Origin of the sequence: Intrasporangium oryzae NRRL B-24470, from assembly GCF_000576595.1 — a bacterium.
Classification (GTDB): domain Bacteria; phylum Actinomycetota; class Actinomycetes; order Actinomycetales; family Dermatophilaceae; genus Intrasporangium_C; species Intrasporangium_C oryzae.
The window spans coordinates 41034-56033 of record NZ_AWSA01000006.1 but is presented as its reverse complement, the minus strand read 5'-3'; the positions used below and the strand labels follow the sequence as shown (position 1 = coordinate 56033).

Below are 15000 nucleotides of genomic sequence, written 5' to 3'. Positions count from 1 at the left end.
CCGCCGCACCTCTCGTCCCGTATGCCGGGGGGCCCGTCCCCGGGACACGCTGGCGGGCGCCCCCGCGGCCGTGCGGCCTGCGGCTGAGCCGGCTCGACGGCATACGGCCCGTCCGGACCGCGGGGGTGGGGGCGGCACAATGGTGCGGGTGAGCGAAGCGACCCCCGAGCTGGACCCGGCGATCTCCGACCTGCTGAAGCGTGACGCGCGCGGCCTCGTGGCCGCCGTCGTGCAGCAGCACGACACCGGTGAGGTGCTCATGGTCGGGTGGATGGACGACGAGGCCCTGCGGCGGACCCTCACCGAGGGGCGGGTGACCTTCTGGTCGCGCAGCCGTGAGGAGTACTGGCGCAAGGGGGACACGAGCGGTCACGTCCAGTGGGTCAAGGGCGTGCGCCTCGACTGCGACGGTGATGCGCTCCTCGTCACGGTCGACCAGGTCGGTGCCGCGTGCCACACCGGCGACCGGACGTGCTTCGACGCGCGCGTCCTGCCTGCCGCGGTAGGGGAGCCCGAACGCGCCTCGGGCTGAGCGCCCCTGGGGTCCCCGCCGCTGCGGCGCCGCGGTCCGGCAGGGGTCTTCCCGTGAGCCACCACGTGAGCCATCACACGAGACGTCACGTGAGTGGCCTCCGGGAGTCGCCCTCGTGGGCCGTCCCGCCACCCGAGCCGCCGGTCCGGGCCGCCGGCACGTGGGCGACAATGTCCCCGTGCCCGACCCGACACTCTCACCCGATGCCAGCCTCGCACCGCACGCCGACCTCGCGTGGGGGCGGACCTGGCCGAGCCTCGAGGTCTTCACCGAGCTCGCCCTCGAGCACCGGCGGGTCATCCCGGTCGTTCGTCGCGTCCTGGCCGACGCCGAGACCCCGGTGGGGGTCTACCGCAAGCTCGCCAAGGACGCGCCGGGGACGTTCCTGCTCGAGTCGGCCGAGCACGGTGGGGTCTGGTCGCGCTACTCCATCGTCGGCGCCCGCTCCGCGGCAACGCTGACCGAGTGCGACGGGCAGGTCCACTGGATCGGCGAACCGCCCGTCGGGCTCCCGCTCGCCGGCGACCCGACGGCCGCCATCCGCGACACGGTCGCCGCGCTCGCGACGCCGCGCATCGCGGGACTGCCGCCGCTGACGGGCGGCCTCGTCGGCGCCATCACCTACGACGCCGTGCGCCGTTGGGAGGCGGTCCCCGACGAGGGCCGCGACGAGCTCGGCGTGCCCGAGGTCGCCATGATGCTCGCCACCGACCTCGCGGTCTTCGACCACAGCGACGGCTCCCTCCTGCTCGTCGCGAACGCGGTCAACCACGACGCCACCGACGAGCGCATCGAGGACGCGTGGGCCGACGCCGTGGCCCGGCTCGACCGGATGACCGAGGAGCTCGCGGCGCCCGCACCGAGCACGGTGGCCACGATCGAGCCCGCCGTGAGCGAGCCCGTGAGCAGCCACACCCAGGAGCAGTTCGAGTCGATGGTCGAGGACGCCAAGGAGGCCATCCGGGCGGGCGAGGCATTCCAGATCGTCGTCTCGCAGCGCTTCACGGTCCCGTGCCCGGCCGACTCGCTCGACGTGTACCGGGCGCTCCGGGTGAGCAACCCGAGCCCCTACATGTACCTGCTCCGGCTGCCGCACCCCGACGGGTCGTCCTACGACATCGTCGGGTCGAGCCCCGAGGCGTTGATCAAGGTGACCGGGCGGCAGGCGATCACCCATCCGATCGCCGGCTCCCGGCCGCGGGGAAAGACGCCCGACCACGACGCGCACCTCGCAGAGGAGCTCCTGGCCGACACGAAGGAGCGGGCCGAGCACCTCATGCTCGTCGACCTCGCCCGCAACGACCTCCAGCGGATCTGCCGGGCCGGCACGGTCGACACGGTCGACTTCATGTCGATCCGCCGCTACAGCCACATCATGCACATCGAGTCGACGGTGGTCGGTGAGCTGCGGCCCGACCGCAGCGCCTACGACGCCCTCGTCGCGACCTTCCCCGCCGGGACGCTGTCCGGCGCGCCGAAGCCGCGGGCCATGGCCCTCATCGACCACTACGAGGGGCTCCGCCGCGGGCTCTACGGCGGCGTCGTCGGCTACCTCGACTTCGCCGGCGACCTCGACATGGCCATCGCGATCCGCACCGCCCTGGTCAAGGACGGCCTGGCGCACGTCCAGGCCGGCGCCGGCATCGTCGCCGACTCCGTCCCGCACCTCGAGTTCGAGGAGACGGTCAACAAGGCGGCGGCAGCCCTGCGCGCGGTCGCGGCGGCGGCGGGCCTGCGGCCGGTGGTCCGATGAGGCTCGACAAGCGCCGCGCGGCTCTCGCCGTCCTCGTCCCGGCCCTGCTCCTCCTCGGGCTGTCGACCCGCCCGTGGGCCGTCGGCGAGGCCAAGGACGTGCTCAGCATGGGCGCCACGCAGGTGAGCGGCGGCGCGGCCGCACCCGGAGTCGTCGGCCTCACCGTGGTGACGATCGTCGCGCTCCTCGGCCTCATGACCGGGGGCCGGGTCATCCGTGCGGTCTCGGGCACCGTCCTCGTCATCGCGGCGTTCGGGGCGCTGGTGCTGACCCTGCTGCCTGCGCTCCGGCCGGTCCAGACCGTCGCCGACGCAGTGGCCCGCGAGCTGGCCCGCACGACCGCTCCGGCCGCAACCGGGAGCACGACCGTCTGGGCGTGGCTTGCGGTCGTCGATGCGGTCCTGCTCTGCGTGGGGGCGGTGGCCGCGGCCGTGTCGAGCCGCTCGTGGGCAGGGCTGTCGGGCCGCTACGAACGCGGGACCCGACCCGAGAGCGGCCCCCGCGGCGAGGTCCGCACAGCATGGGACGAGCTGAGCGAGGGAAGCGACCCGACCCTGCGCGACGCTCCCGACGAGACCTGACAGAATGACGGCAGACGGCTCCCCAGGACTCGGGGCCGAGCAGACGAGAGAGGACCCCATGGAAGAGCAGCACGAGGACCACGGACACAGCGTCGCAGCGTGGACGGCGGTGGGGATCATCCTGCTCGGCTCGGCCATCGCATCCGTCGCCGTGCTCCTGCCCAGCATGGCCCTCGGCATCGTCGGTGCGGTCGTCATCGTCCTCGGCGCCGTCGCCGGCAAGGTCCTGTCCATGGCCGGCTACGGCAACAAGCCCGGCCACACCCAGACCGGCCCGGTCGTCGACGCCCCCGACGAGATGGGCACCCAGACCTTCGGCAAGAGCTGAGCCCGGTGACGACCGTTCTCGACGGGATCATCAGCGGCGTACGCGAGGATCTCGCGCGTCGGCGCGCCGTGACGCCGGTGCGTGAGCTCGAGGCCCGGGCCGTGTCCATCGCGCCCGCCCTCGACCCCATGCCCGCGTTCCGCGCCGCCACGGGCGTCGCGGTCATCGCGGAGGTCAAGCGGTCGAGCCCGAGCAAGGGCGCGCTCGCGGACATCCCCGACCCGGCGGGTCTTGCGCGGGCGTATGCCGCGGGTGGGGCGAGCGCCGTCAGCGTCCTCACCGAGGAGCGGCGTTTCGGCGGGAGCCTCGCCGACCTCGATGCGGTGCGTGCAGCGGTCGACATCCCGGTCCTGCGCAAGGACTTCATGGTCGACGCCTACCAGGTCACCGAGGCGCGGGCCCACGGGGCCGACCTCGTGCTGCTCATCGTCGCCGGTCTCGACGACGCGCTGATGCGCGACCTTAACGACCAGGCCCGCGACCTGGGGATGACCGCCCTCATCGAGGTCCACGACGCAGACGAGCTCGACCGGGCGCTCGCGCTCGACCCGGCGCTCGTGGGCATCAACGCCCGCAACCTCAAGACCCTCGAGGTCGATCCGCGCACCGTCACCGACCTCCTTCCGAGGGTCCCGGCCGGCGTCGTCGCCGTCGCGGAGTCCGGTGTCACGGGTCCCGCCGACGTCGTCGACTACGTCCGGGCGGGTGCCGGCGCCGTCCTCGTCGGCGAGGCCCTCGTGACCGGCGGCGCCCCCACCGAGGCGGTCCGGTCGTTCATCGCGGCCGCCGCCGACATCCGATCAACCACCGGGCAGGAGTGAGCATGACCGTCCCGGCCAGCACGCAGTCACCCGGGCGCTTCGGCGCCTTCGGCGGACGCTACGTCCCCGAGGCCCTGATCCCCGCCCTCGAGCAGCTCGACGAGGTCAGGCAGAAGGCCATGATCGACCCCGCCTTCGTCGGCGAGCTCGAGCGGCTCCACCGGACCTACACCGGGCGCCCGAGCATCCTCACCGAGGTGCCCCGCTTTGCCGAACACTGCGGCGGGGCCCGGGTCATCCTCAAGCGCGAGGACCTCAACCACACCGGCTCCCACAAGATCAACAACGTCCTCGGCCAGGCCCTGCTGACCAAGCGCATGGGCAAGACCCGCGTCATCGCCGAGACCGGGGCGGGTCAGCACGGCGTCGCCACGGCCACGGCGGCAGCCCTGCTCGGCCTCGAGTGCGTCGTCTACATGGGCAAGAAGGACACCGAACGCCAGGCGCTCAACGTCGCCCGGATGCGCCTGCTCGGCGCAGAGGTCGTCGCCGTCGAGCACGGCAGCCAGACGCTCAAGGACGCCGTCAACGAGGCCTTCCGGGACTGGGTCGCCAACGTCGCGACGACCCACTACGTCCTCGGCACGGTGACCGGCCCGCACCCCTTCCCCGAGATGGTGCGTGACTTCCACCGGGTCATCGGGGTCGAGGCGCGCGCCCAGATGCTCGACCTCGTCGGGCGCCTGCCCGACGCCGTCCTCGCCTGCGTCGGGGGCGGGTCCAACGCGATGGGCATCTTCCACCGCTTCCTCGACGACACGTCGGTCCGCCTCATCGGGCTGGAGGGCGGCGGCTCCGGGATCGCCTCGGGCGAGCACGCCTCGCGGTTCTCCACCGGAGTCCCCGGTGTCCTCCACGGCGCCTTCACCTACCTCATGCAGGACGACGACGGCCAGACGATCGACTCGCACAGCGTGTCGGCCGGGCTCGACTACCCGAGCGTGGGGCCGGAGCACGCCTACCTCCTCGAGAGCGGCCGGGCCGAGTACCGGCCCGTGACCGACGTCGAGGCGATGGAGGCCTTCCGCCTGCTCTGCCGGACCGAGGGCATCCTGCCCGCCATCGAGAGCGCGCACGCGCTCGCCGGGGCCATGCAGGTCGGACGCGAGCTCGGGCCCGAGGCGGTCCTGCTCGTCAACCTCTCCGGACGCGGCGACAAGGACGTCCACACGGCGGCCGAGTGGTTCGGCCTCATCGACAGCACAGGGGCTCCGGCACAGGGCGACGACCGCCCCGGCCCGCGTCCGAGCGGCCTCCACGACAGCTCGACCGACATCACGAGCGGGGCCAAGGGTATGGGGGAGCACCAGTGAGCGTCGGTCCGATCATCGAGCGCTGCCGGGCCGACGGCCGGCCCGCGCTCATCGGTTACCTCCCCGTCGGCTTCCCGACGGTTGCGGGCTCCGTCGAGGCGATGGAGGTCCTCGTCGACAACGGCGTCGACATCGTCGAGATCGGCGTCCCCTACAGCGACCCGGTCATGGACGGCCCCGTCATCCAGGACGCCGCGGTCCGCGCGCTCGCCGGCGGGGTCCGCCTCTCCGACATCTTCACCGCAGCCCGTGCGGTGTCGGGCAATGGAGCCGGTGCCCTCGTCATGACGTACTGGAACCCCGTGCTCCACTACGGCGTCGAGCGGTTCGCCGCCGACCTCGCCGATGCGGGTGGTGCGGGCCTCATCACGCCCGACCTCATCCCCGACGAGGCCGCCGAGTGGATCGCTGCCGCCGACGTGCACGATCTCGACAAGGTCTTCCTCGTCGCGCCGAGCTCGACCCCCGAGCGGCTCGCCCTAGTGACGGCGCAGTGCCGCGGGTTCGTCTACGCCACCGCCGTCATGGGGGTCACCGGCGCCCGCGCGAGCGTCGGTGAGGCGGCCGACGAGCTCGTCTCCCGCACGCGTGCGGTGACCGACCTGCCCGTCTGCGTGGGTCTCGGCGTCTCCACCGGCGACCAGGCCGCCGAGGTCGGGCGGTTCGCCGATGGCGTCATCGTCGGGTCGGCCCTCGTGCGCTGCCTCACCGAGGCACCCACTCCCGAGGCCGGGCTCAAGGCGCTCGGCGAGCTTGCCGCCGAGCTCGCCGACGGCGTCCGTCGGGCACGCGCATGAGCCGGCTGAGCGGCATACCGTCGCTCGTGACGACCCAGCTGCAGAGCGGGCTCCCGGCCGAGATCCCCTCGCCGACGGTCGGCGTGTGGCACCTCGGCCCGATCCCCATCCGCGGCTACGCGATGTGCATCCTCGCGGGGATCATCGTCGCCGTGTGGCTCACCCAGCGGCGCCTCTCGGCGCGCGGCTACCGCCACGGCGTCGCCATCGACATCTCCGCCTGGGCGGTCCCCTTCGGCATCATCGGTGGGCGTCTCTACCACCTGATCACGACGCCCCAGCCGTACTTCGGCGAGGGCGGCAACCCGTGGAACGCCTTCAAGATCTACGAGGGCGGGCTCGGCATCTGGGGTGCGGTGGCGCTCGGGGCCGTCGGCGCCCTCATCGGCTGCCGCAAGAACGGCGTCTCCTTCCGCGACTTCGTGGACGCCGCGGCTCCGGGCCTCGCCATCGCGCAGGCGATGGGTCGCTTCGGCAACTGGTTCAACAACGAGATCTACGGGGCGCCGACCGACCTGCCGTGGCGGCTCAAGATCTACGAGTGGGACACGAGCGCGGGCCGTGCCGTGGTCGATGCGGCCGGGAATCCCGTCGTCAAGGGCTACTTCCACCCGACGTTCCTCTACGAGGCGCTCTGGTGCCTCGTCCTCGCGGCCTTCCTCCTCTGGCTGGGGCGGCGCTTCGAGCTCCGGTCGGGCCAGACCTTCGCCGCCTACGTGATGGGCTACCCGATCGGTCGCATCGTCATCGAGAACATGCGCACCGACTCGGCCAACCACATCCTCGGGCAGCGGGTCAACACCTGGGTCTCCCTCCTCGTCTTCCTCCTCGGCGTGTGGCTGTGGTTCCGCTTCGGGCGGATGGATCCGCCGCCGCCCCCGGTCGGTGACGACGGCGCGGCCGCGTCCGCCCCGACCGAGGCAGCGGAGCTCGGACCCGAGGGCCCCGCCGAAGATCTGCCCGCCGACGCACCGGCTGACACCGGATCCTCGCGCAGGCGGTCGGACCGCTGATGAACCTTTCGCACAGCCCCCGGAAGCCACTTCCGGGGGCTGTGCTGCGTCCGCCACAGGCACGGTGTCTCACCATGCGAAATCCGCCGTATCAGCAGGTAGGACGCTGTCCCCACCCGATATCGTCGTCCCAACGCCTGTGGCCAATGCCGTCCACACGCCCTTCGTCATGTCAGGGGTCCAAGCAAGAAGGACGGTGAAGATGTCGCCGCACACCCGCTTCAGCACTCACCCGGAGAACTCCGGGCTCTACCGCCGCGAGTTCGAGCACGACGCCTGCGGCGTCGCGCTCATCGCGACGATGAGGGGGACAGCGGGGCACGACATCGTCGAGCACGCGCTCACCGCGCTGCGCAACCTCGACCACCGCGGCGCCACCGGTGCCGACCCGCTCGTCGGCGACGGGGCCGGCATCCTCTCCCAGGTTCCCGACGAGTTCTTCCGCGCGGTCGTGCCGTTCCGGCTGCCCAACAGCGGGGCGTATGCCGTCGGGCTGGCCTTCCTGCCGACCGAACCGGGGGAGCGGGCGCAGGCCAAGGCCCAGGTCGAGGCGATCGCCGTCGCCGAGAACCTCAAGGTCCACGGCTGGCGCGAGGTGCCGGTCGACGCCGACCTCGTCGGCGAGGCGGCCCGCGCGTGCATGCCGCACTTCGAGCAGCTCTTCGTCAGCAGCGCCATCGGCCGGCAGGTCTCGATCGGCCTCGACCGGCTGGCGTTCTGCCTGCGCAAGCGGGCCGAGCACGAGGCGGGCGTCTACTTCGCGTCGCTCTCGTCGCGCACCCTCGTCTACAAGGGCATGCTGACCACCGGTCAGCTCGAGCCCTTCTTCCCGGACCTGTCCGACCCGCGCTTCGCGACCGAGCTCGCGCTCGTCCACTCGCGGTTCTCCACCAACACCTTCCCGTCGTGGCCGCTCGCGCACCCCTACCGGCTCATCGCCCACAACGGCGAGATCAACACCGTCAAGGGCAACCGCAACTGGATGCGGGCGCGCGAGAGCCTGCTCACGTCCGACATCATCCCCGGTGACCTCGAGCGGCTCTTCCCGATCTGTACCCCCGACGCCTCCGACTCGGCGAGCTTCGACGAGGTGCTCGAGCTGCTCCACCTCGGGGGCCGGTCGCTGCCCCATGCCGTGCTCATGATGATCCCGGAGGCCTGGGAGAACCACGCGAGCATGGACCCGGCGCGGCGTGCCTTCTACGAGTTCCACTCGACGTTCATGGAGCCGTGGGACGGGCCGGCCAACGTGTGCTTCACCGACGGGACGCTCGTCGGCGCGGTCCTCGACCGCAACGGCCTGCGCCCGGGCCGCTACACCGTGACCGACGACGGGCTCGTCGTGCTCGCCTCGGAGTCGGGCGTGCTCGACCTCGACCCGGCGACGATCGTCCAGCGTGGCCGGCTCCAGCCCGGGAAGATGTTCCTCGTCGACACCGAGCACGGCCGGATCGTCAGCGACGAGGAGATCAAGAGCCAGCTGGCCTCGGCGCGTCCCTACGGCGAGTGGCTGCACGCCGGCCTCATCCGCCTCGAGGACCTGCCCGAGCGCGAGCACATCGTCCACACCGCGTCGTCCGTCGCGCGCCGCCAGCAGACCTTCGGCTACACCAACGAGGAGCTGCGCATCCTCCTCACGCCGATGGCGCGCACGGGCGCGGAGGCGCTCGGCTCGATGGGCACCGACACCCCGATCGCGGTCCTGTCGTCGCGCCCCCGCCTGCTCTTCGACTACTTCACACAGCTCTTCGCCCAGGTGACCAACCCGCCCCTCGACGCGATCCGCGAGGAGCTCGTCACCTCGCTCGGCACCTTCATGGGGCCCGAGGGCAACGCCCTGTCGGCCTCCCCGGCGCACGCCCGCCAGATCGTCCTCAAGTTCCCGGTCCTCGACAACGACGAGCTGGCCAAGATCGTCCACGTCAACGCCGACGGCGACCTGCCCGGCTACGCCACCCATGTCGTGCGCGGGCTCTACGACGTGACCGGTGGTGCGGCGGCCATGCGCGACCGGCTCGAGGATATCTTCGCCGAGGTCTCGCAGGCGATCGTCCGAGGGGCGCGCTTCGTCGTCCTGTCCGACCGCGACTCGGGTCGCGATCTCGCCCCGATCCCGTCGCTCCTGCTCACCGCGGCCGTCCACCATCACCTCATCCGCGAGAAGACCCGCACCCAGGTCGGCCTCCTCGTCGAGGCGGGCGACGTCCGCGAGGTCCACCACGTCGCCCTCCTCATCGGCTACGGCGCCGCCGCGGTCAACCCCTACCTCGCGATGGAGACGGTCGAGGACCTCGTCCGCTCGGGCGAGATCGAGGGCGTCTCTCCGGAGCAGGCCGTCAAGAACCTCATCAAGGCGCTCGGCAAGGGTGTCCTCAAGGTCATGTCCAAGATGGGCATCTCGACCGTGGCCTCCTACCGCGGCGCGCAGGTCTTCGAGGCCATCGGCCTCTCCCAGGACCTCGTCGACCGCTACTTCGCCGGCACGGTCTCCCAGCTCGGCGGCGTCGGCCTCGACGTCATCGCCCGCGAGGCCGCCGAGCGGCACGCACGCGCCTACCCGCCGGACGGCGTCCAGCAGGCCCACCGCACGCTCGAGGTCGGGGGCGAGTACCAGTGGCGCCGCGAGGGCGAGCCGCACCTCTTCGACCCGGAGACCGTCTTCCGGCTCCAGCACTCGACCCGCCAGCGGCGCTACGACGTCTTCAAGCAGTACACCTCGCGGATCGACGACCAGACCTCGCGCCTGATGACCCTCCGTGGGCTCATGGGGTTCAAGCAGGCCGGCGTCACCGGGCGGCTCCCCGTCCCGCTCGACGAGGTCGAGCCGGTCAGCGAGATCGTCAAGCGCTTCAACACCGGCGCGATGAGCTACGGCTCGATCTCGCAGGAGGCGCACGAGACGCTGGCCGTCGCGATGAACCGCCTCGGCGGCCGGTCCAACACCGGTGAGGGTGGTGAGGACCGCGACCGGCTCCTCGACCCGGAGCGACGCTCCGCCGTCAAGCAGGTCGCATCGGGACGGTTCGGCGTCACGAGCCTCTACCTCACCCACGCCGACGACCTCCAGATCAAGATGGCCCAGGGCGCCAAGCCCGGCGAGGGTGGCCAGCTGCCTGGGCACAAGGTCTACCCCTGGGTCGCCCGCACCCGGCACTCGACGCCCGGCGTCGGGCTCATCTCGCCGCCTCCGCACCACGACATCTACTCGATCGAGGACCTGGCCCAGCTGATCCACGACCTCAAGAACGCCAACCCGGCGGCGCGGGTCCACGTCAAGCTCGTCTCCGAGATCGGGGTCGGCACGGTCGCGGCGGGCGTCTCGAAGGCCCACGCCGACGTCGTGCTCATCTCCGGCCACGACGGCGGCACGGGAGCCTCGCCGCTCACCTCGCTCAAGCACGCCGGCGCCCCGTGGGAGCTCGGCCTCGCCGAGGCCCAGCAGACCCTCGTGCTCAACGGCCTGCGCGACCGCATCGTCGTCCAGGTCGACGGCCAGCTGAAGACCGGCCGCGACGTGGTCGTCGCGGCGCTCCTCGGCGCCGAGGAGTTCGGGTTCGCAACCGCCCCGCTCGTCGTGTCCGGCTGCATCATGATGCGGGTCTGCCACCTCGACACCTGCCCGGTCGGCATCGCGACCCAGAACCCCGAGCTGCGGGCCCGCTTCTCCGGCAGGCCCGAGTTCGTCGAGACCTTCTTCGAGTACATCGCCGAGGAGGTCCGCGAGCACCTCGCGGCCCTCGGCTTCCGCTCGATCGAGGAGGCAGTCGGCCAGGTGTCGAGCCTCGACCTCGACAAGGCGATCGCGCACTGGAAGGCGTCGGGGCTCGACCTCGCGCCCATCCTCGCCGTCGCCGACAACCCGACCGGTGGCACGCTCCACCAGTCGACCGAGCAGGACCACGGCCTCGACAAGGCGCTCGACAACGAGCTGCTCACGCGCGCGCTGCCGGCCATCGAGGGCGGCGACCTCGTGCGCACCGAGATCGCCGTGCGCAACGTCAACCGGACGGTCGGCACGATGCTCGGCCACCACGTCACCAAGGCCCACCCCGACGGCCTCGCCGACAACACGATCGAGGTGACGATGAACGGCTCGGGCGGACAGTCGTTCGGGGCGTTCCTGCCCGCCGGCGTGACGATGAGGCTCTTCGGCGACGCCAACGACTACGTCGGCAAGGGGCTCTCCGGAGGCCGGATCGTCGTGCGTCCGCACCGCGAGTCGGGGCTCGTCGCCGAGGACAACGTCATCGCCGGCAACGTCATCGCCTACGGCGCGACGACGGGTGAGCTCTTCCTGCGCGGCACCGTCGGCGAGCGCTTCTGCGTCCGCAACTCCGGCGCGCGGGCCGTCGTCGAGGGTGTCGGCGACCACGGCTGCGAGTACATGACCGGCGGGAGCGTCGTCATCCTCGGAGCGACCGGCCGCAACTTCGCGGCCGGCATGTCGGGGGGCGTGGCCTACGTCCTCGACCTTCGACCCGAGCTCGTCAACCCCGAGCTCGTCGACCTGCTCCCGCTGCGGCCCGACGACGAGACGACCGTCCGAGAGCTGCTCACGGCGCACCTCGAGTGGACCGAGTCGCCCGTCGCGGCGCGGCTGCTCGGCGACTGGGAGCGGGCGCGCGGGCGGTTCACGCTCGTGCTGCCGCGCGACTACCAGCGTGTCCTCGACGTCCGCGCCGAAGCGCTGGAGCAGGGCCTCGACGTCGACGGCGCCGAGGTGTGGAACCGGATCATGGAGGCATCCCGTGGCTGACCCGCAAGGCTTTCTCACGACGCGTGAGCGCGAGCTGCCGACCCGTAGGCCCGTGCCGGTCCGCATCCGGGACTGGAAGGAGGTCTACGAGGAGCAGGAGCTCGGCCAGCTCCAGCGCCAGGCGGGCCGCTGCATGGACTGCGGCATCCCGTTCTGCCACTCAGGCTGCCCCCTCGGCAACCTCATCCCCGAGTGGAACACCCTCGCCTGGCGGGGCGACTGGAGCGATGCCATCGAGCGGCTCCACGCGACGAACAACTTCCCGGAGTTCACCGGTCGGCTCTGCCCGGCGCCGTGCGAGACCGCGTGCGTCCTCGGCATCAACCAGCCCGCGGTGACGATCAAGCAGGTCGAGGTCACGACGATCGAGCGCGCCTTCGACGAGGGTCTCGTCCGGCCCCTGCCGCCGGAGCGACTCTCGGGCAAGACCGTCGCCGTCGTCGGCTCGGGCCCGGCCGGGCTCGCGGCCGCCCAGCAGCTGACGCGCGCCGGCCACACCGTCGCGGTCTTCGAGCGTGCCGACCGGGCCGGGGGCCTGCTGCGCTACGGGATCCCCGAGTTCAAGATGGAGAAGTCCGTCCTCGACCGGCGCCTCGAGCAGATGAGGGCCGAGGGGACCCGGTTCCGCAACGGCGTCAACGTCGGTGTCGACCTCACCGGGCGCCAGCTGCGCGACCGGTACGACGCGGTCGTCCTCGCCCTCGGCGCCACGGTGCCCCGCGACCTCTCCGTGCCCGGACGCGAGCTCGGGGGGATCCACCAGGCGATGGAGTACCTCCCGCAGGGCAACCGCGCGGCGCTCGGTGAGACCGTGGAGGACCAGATCCTGGCGACCGGCAAGGACGTCGTCGTCATCGGCGGCGGCGACACAGGCGCCGACTGCATCGGCACCGCGCACCGCCAGGGGGCCCGGTCGGTGACGAGCCTCGAGATCATGCCCCAGCCGGGGGAGGAGCGGCCCGCGAGCCAGCCGTGGCCGACCTACCCGATGCTCTACCGCATCGCCAGCGCGCACGAGGAGGGCGGCGAGCGGATCTACTCCGTCAGTACGACGGAGTTCGTCGGCGACGACGAGGGCAACGTGGCGGGGCTTCGTCTCACCGAGGTCGAGTTCGTCGACGGGCGGCCCACGCCCAAGGAGGGGACCGAGCGGGTCATCCCCGCGCAGCTCGTCCTCTTCGCCATGGGCTTCCTCGGCCCCCAGGGGCCGGGCGTCGTCGAGCAGCTCGGCGTCGAGCTCGACGAGCGCTCCAACGTCCGCCGCGACAAGAGCTTCATGTCGTCGGTTCCGGGCGTCTTCGTCGCCGGCGATGCGGGGCGCGGCCAGTCGCTCATCGTCTGGGCCATCGCCGAGGGCCGGGCCGCCGCGGCCGGGGTCGACGCGTGGCTCAGCGGCTCCACCCGGCTGCCTCGTCCGATCGCCCCGACGGACCGACCGCTGACGGCCTGACCACGACCCGCACACCCACGACGTCCGGCGTGCGCGGGTTCGTCCCACTGGGCGAACCCGCGTGGTGACGCACGTCACAGCACCCATAAGGTTGATCCATGCGTCGCGCCAAGATCGTCTGCACCATCGGACCCAAGACATCGTCCCCCCAACAGCTCCGAGCCCTCGTCGACGCGGGCATGGACGTAGCGAGGCTCAACCTCTCCCACGGTGAGCACTCCATCCACGAGCAGGTCTACCGCGACGTCCGCGCCGCGAGCGACGGCTCCGGCCGGGCGGTCGGCATCCTCGTCGACCTCCAGGGCCCCAAGATCCGCACCGGCCGCTTCGCGTCCGGCCCCGTCAGCCTCGACCCCGGCCAGCGCTTCACCATCACGACCCGCGACGTGGCGGGCGACGACATGGAAGTCGGGACGACGTATGCCGGCCTGCCCGGCGACGTGCGCCCCGGCGACCTGCTGCTCATCGACGACGGCAAGGTCATGCTCCGGGCCGTGGAGGTGACCGAGACCGACGTCATCACCGAGACCGTCATCGGCGGCGTCGTGTCCAACAACAAGGGCATCAACCTGCCCGGCGTCGCGGTCAGCGTCCCCGCCCTGTCCGAGAAGGACCGCGAGGACCTCCGCTTCGCGATGCGCCTCGGGGTCGACATGATCGCCCTGTCGTTCGTCCGCTCGGCCGACGACATCGTCGACGTCCACGAGATCATGGACGAGTTCGGCCACCGGATCCCGGTCATCGCCAAGATCGAGAAGCCGCAGGCGGTCGACAACCTCAAGGAGATCGTCCGCGCCTTCGACGGGATCATGGTGGCCCGCGGCGACCTCGGCGTCGAGCTGCCCCTCGAGGAGGTGCCGCTCGTCCAGAAGACCGCGATCGAGCTGGCCCGCCGCGAGGCGAAGCCCGTCATCGTCGCGACGCAAGTGCTCGAGTCGATGATCGAGAACCCCCGGCCGACGCGCGCCGAGGCGTCCGACGCGGCCAACGCCGTCCTCGACGGCGCCGACGCCCTCATGCTCTCCGGCGAGACCTCGGTGGGCGCCTGGCCGGTCGAAGCCGTCCGCACGATGGCGCGCATCATCGAGAACACCGAGGAGCGCGGGCACGACAAGATCGCCCGCCTCGGCTCGACGCCCCAGACCGTCGGCGGCGCCGTCACCAAGGCGGCCTCCGAGATCGGTGACATCGTCGGCGCCAAGTTCCTCATCACCTTCACCGAGACCGGTGGCTCGGCGAAGCGGATGTCCCGGCTCCGGCCGCGGCTGCCCATGCTCGCGTTCACGTCGGAGGCCAAGACCCGCTCCCAGCTCGCCCTGGTCTGGGGCGTCGAGACCTATCTCGTCCCCCGGATGCAGCACACCGACCAGTTCGCGATGCAGGTCGACCTCAACCTCCTGCCGGAGGGCCGGGTTGCCGAGGGTGAGCGCGTCGTGATCGTCGCCGGCTCCCCCCCGGGCATCCCCGGCTCGACCAACGCGCTGCGCGTCCACCGCATCGGCGACGCGATCAACCGGGCCGCGCCCGCCTACCGGCCGGAGGAGGTCACCGGCTGAGCCGACCGGCTCACCGATCCCCGGCCACCTCCGGACGGACACGTATGCCGCTGAGCGCGCTCAGCGGCATACGTGCGTCCAGGGGCCTCCCGCTCGAGGT

At 71.9% G+C, this 15000-nt stretch carries 11 protein-coding genes; all 11 read left to right on the top strand.

All coding sequences use genetic code 11. The annotated features are described in order from the left end of the window. Positions 1-139: 139 nt before the first annotated feature. The 11 genes from hisI to pyk all read left to right on the top strand — a co-directional run bounded on the left by hisI (position 140) and on the right by pyk (position 14900). Positions 140-532 carry a phosphoribosyl-AMP cyclohydrolase gene (gene hisI / locus N865_RS03890; protein WP_034801787.1) on the top strand — a complete coding sequence of 131 codons (393 nt, stop codon included), beginning with the start codon at positions 140-142 and terminating at the stop codon, positions 530-532. A 178-nt stretch (positions 533-710) separates the two neighbouring features. After that, positions 711-2285 carry an anthranilate synthase component I gene (locus N865_RS03885; protein WP_034801893.1) on the top strand — a complete coding sequence of 525 codons (1575 nt, stop codon included), beginning with the start codon at positions 711-713 and terminating at the stop codon, positions 2283-2285. Continuing rightward, on the top strand, positions 2282-2866 hold the full coding sequence (locus N865_RS03880; protein ID WP_034801786.1) for a Trp biosynthesis-associated membrane protein: 585 nt from the start codon (positions 2282-2284) through the stop codon (positions 2864-2866). Before N865_RS03885 ends, N865_RS03880 begins: the two co-directional genes overlap by 4 nt. Positions 2867-2924: 58 nt before the next feature. Further along, positions 2925-3194 carry an HGxxPAAW family protein gene (locus N865_RS03875; RefSeq protein ID WP_034801785.1) on the top strand — a complete coding sequence of 90 codons (270 nt, stop codon included), beginning with the start codon at positions 2925-2927 and terminating at the stop codon, positions 3192-3194. A gap of 5 nt (positions 3195-3199) precedes the next feature. Then, entirely contained in the window at positions 3200-4015 is an 816-nt protein-coding gene (gene trpC / locus N865_RS03870) for an indole-3-glycerol phosphate synthase TrpC (protein WP_034801784.1), read from the top strand. 2 nt (positions 4016-4017) lie between these two features. Next, positions 4018-5328 (top strand): tryptophan synthase subunit beta, encoded by a 1311-nt coding sequence (trpB, locus tag N865_RS03865; RefSeq protein WP_084327920.1) that lies wholly within the window; start codon positions 4018-4020, stop codon positions 5326-5328. Beyond that, positions 5325-6125 carry a tryptophan synthase subunit alpha gene (gene trpA / locus N865_RS03860; protein ID WP_034801783.1) on the top strand — a complete coding sequence of 267 codons (801 nt, stop codon included), beginning with the start codon at positions 5325-5327 and terminating at the stop codon, positions 6123-6125. The genes trpB and trpA overlap by 4 nt, the downstream gene beginning before the upstream one ends. Beyond that, positions 6122-7138, top strand: coding sequence for a prolipoprotein diacylglyceryl transferase (lgt, locus tag N865_RS03855; protein ID WP_084327919.1), 1017 nt, complete (start codon positions 6122-6124; stop codon positions 7136-7138). Before trpA ends, lgt begins: the two co-directional genes overlap by 4 nt. Positions 7139-7340: 202 nt before the next feature. Continuing rightward, positions 7341-11894 carry a glutamate synthase large subunit gene (gene gltB / locus N865_RS03850; RefSeq protein ID WP_034801782.1) on the top strand — a complete coding sequence of 1518 codons (4554 nt, stop codon included), beginning with the start codon at positions 7341-7343 and terminating at the stop codon, positions 11892-11894. Further along, complete coding sequence (locus N865_RS03845) at positions 11887-13344, top strand: glutamate synthase subunit beta (RefSeq protein WP_034801781.1); 1458 nt, start codon at positions 11887-11889, stop codon at positions 13342-13344. The genes gltB and N865_RS03845 overlap by 8 nt, the downstream gene beginning before the upstream one ends. 98 nt (positions 13345-13442) lie before the next feature. Beyond that, positions 13443-14900 (top strand): pyruvate kinase, encoded by a 1458-nt coding sequence (pyk, locus tag N865_RS03840; protein ID WP_034801780.1) that lies wholly within the window; start codon positions 13443-13445, stop codon positions 14898-14900. Positions 14901-15000 lie beyond the last annotated feature (100 nt).

Coding starts and splice junctions, on each gene's coding strand:
- N865_RS03880 (WP_034801786.1), top strand. CDS start 2,282: ATGAGGCTCGACAAGCGCCGCGCGGCTCTCGCCGTCCTCGTCCCGGCC.
- gltB (WP_034801782.1), top strand. CDS start 7,341: ATGTCGCCGCACACCCGCTTCAGCACTCACCCGGAGAACTCCGGGCTC.
- hisI (WP_034801787.1), top strand. CDS start 140: ATGGTGCGGGTGAGCGAAGCGACCCCCGAGCTGGACCCGGCGATCTCC.
- pyk (WP_034801780.1), top strand. CDS start 13,443: ATGCGTCGCGCCAAGATCGTCTGCACCATCGGACCCAAGACATCGTCC.
- N865_RS03875 (WP_034801785.1), top strand. CDS start 2,925: ATGGAAGAGCAGCACGAGGACCACGGACACAGCGTCGCAGCGTGGACG.
- lgt (WP_084327919.1), top strand. CDS start 6,122: ATGAGCCGGCTGAGCGGCATACCGTCGCTCGTGACGACCCAGCTGCAG.
- trpB (WP_084327920.1), top strand. CDS start 4,018: ATGACCGTCCCGGCCAGCACGCAGTCACCCGGGCGCTTCGGCGCCTTC.